Here is a 1,720-nt window from a genome sequence, read left to right as displayed (position 1 = left end):
TTGCCAAGCCGGCGGCCAGCGTCAATTATCTCCTGACTCGGCCGCCTCGTCTCATCTTGATTGACGCGCCGCTCTCATCCTGATTGTCGCGCTATAAGCCCAATGAGTTCCGCCGCAGGCGACCGGCTTTCTGCACCAACGCGAGCTCGTCCTCAGGCAAGGCGAAATGGTCGAGTCCAACTTGGCGATAGCCGGCGGCGACTAGCGTATCGGCCACGGCCGCGGCCTGTTCCGCGCGGGCGCCGTTATCTGGCAACTCCGCCTCGTCGATGAGGCGCTGGTTCTTCTTGAATGAAGGAATGTGCGCGTAGCTGAAAACCGCAAGCCGGTCTGGGCGCATGGCCGCAGCTAGTGTCGCAGTCCGTACGCACGACTGCACCGTCTGCCTCGGAAGGCCGTAGATGAGATCGAAGTTGATACGGCTTATTCCATGCTCGCGTAGATTTTTGGCTGCAGCCGCCGTCTGCGCCTCAGTCTGAACCCGGTTGATGGCGCTTTGAACAATGGGATCAAAACTCTGCACGCCAAGGCTCGCGCGGCTCACTCCGGCTGCGGCTAATGCCTCGGCCACTTCTGCGGTGAATGCACGCGGATCTATCTCGATTGCGATGGTTGCCGATCTGCTGAATGCAAAGTGGAGACGTAAATGACTCATCAAATCCAGGAACTCCGCTGGCTTGATGAGGGTCGGCGTTCCGCCGCCAAAATGTACGTCCATCACAGGTAGTTCTTTAGGTACGTTCTCCGCGACCAAGCGAATCTCTTCACGCAGCACCGCCAAATAGTCAAGGATCGGCGCATCCTGGAGGGTCGTCGCGGTTGGAAAGCCACAATACCAGCAGATCGAGCGGCAGAACGGAATGTGCAAGTAGAGCGACACAGGTTCGCCAGGCGCCAGGCCCCTCAGCCACTTCTCATAGGCCTTGGCACCGACCTCAGTGGAGAACTGTGATACCGTTGGATAGATCGTGTACCAAGGCGACTGGGCATCACAATACTTCTTTGAGATTGGCGACAGCAATGGTTACTATCCCTTGCCTGTACTCGAGTGGCCTTACTTGCGATCGCTGTAGAGTCAGCAAGAATGCAATTGCGTTAAGATCGTCTTCCGAGTGCTATGCGCTCTTCTCGCTCCTGGCTGGAAGGGTGCTCGCCAGCGTCTAACCGATGAAGGTCATTTTGTGACCGATTCTGACTGGCCTTGCCGCCAGTGTCCTCGCCTAAGTTCGGTGCCCCGGATCCTTCGTCCGGTCTTTAGCGCCGCTTACTATGAATGTGCATTAAAGGTGTGATGAACTATCGAGCTCTGGCCTCGATGCGATCGCTGTTGAGCCGGAGCCGAATTTACGCGAAGCGAGCAAGCGCCTTCGCATAGGACGGGCATAAGCTACTTGATGGCGGCGACAGATCAGCCGCCCCTGTCGATTCAAGAATTGAGCCCGTGGTCTTGAGGGCTTCGGCTGTCAAGTACCCGCGCTTGTGGGAGGCCTCTTCCGGCACTCGGACGAGGTATTCAACAAAGGTGTAATCCGATCGGCCGGAGTCGTCGGTGAAGTGAACTTTCGTCTTTACTCGCAATCGATCACGTCCTTCGAGCGTCAAGTCTGCGCATCGAACTGAGGACCTAGTACCCGGAATCAGAGCTGAGTGATACGGCGGCCTTTGAAGCGGCGTTGACGGACCTTTTTCTTGGTCCAGACGAAGGGCTCGGCTTTGTCGT

1 pseudogene is annotated in these 1,720 nt (G+C 57.2%); it reads right to left on the bottom strand.

What is annotated here, in order from left to right:
* Positions 1 to 97: 97 nt before the first annotated feature.
* Positions 98 to 1,021: pseudogene (locus QQL28_RS45570) on the bottom strand (radical SAM protein); the annotation flags it as partial.
* Between the last annotated feature and the right edge of the window lie 699 nt (positions 1,022 to 1,720).

Source organism: Bradyrhizobium iriomotense, from assembly GCF_030160715.1.
GTDB lineage: Bacteria > Pseudomonadota > Alphaproteobacteria > Rhizobiales > Xanthobacteraceae > Bradyrhizobium > Bradyrhizobium iriomotense.
This window is presented reverse-complemented; position numbering and strand designations above follow the sequence as displayed.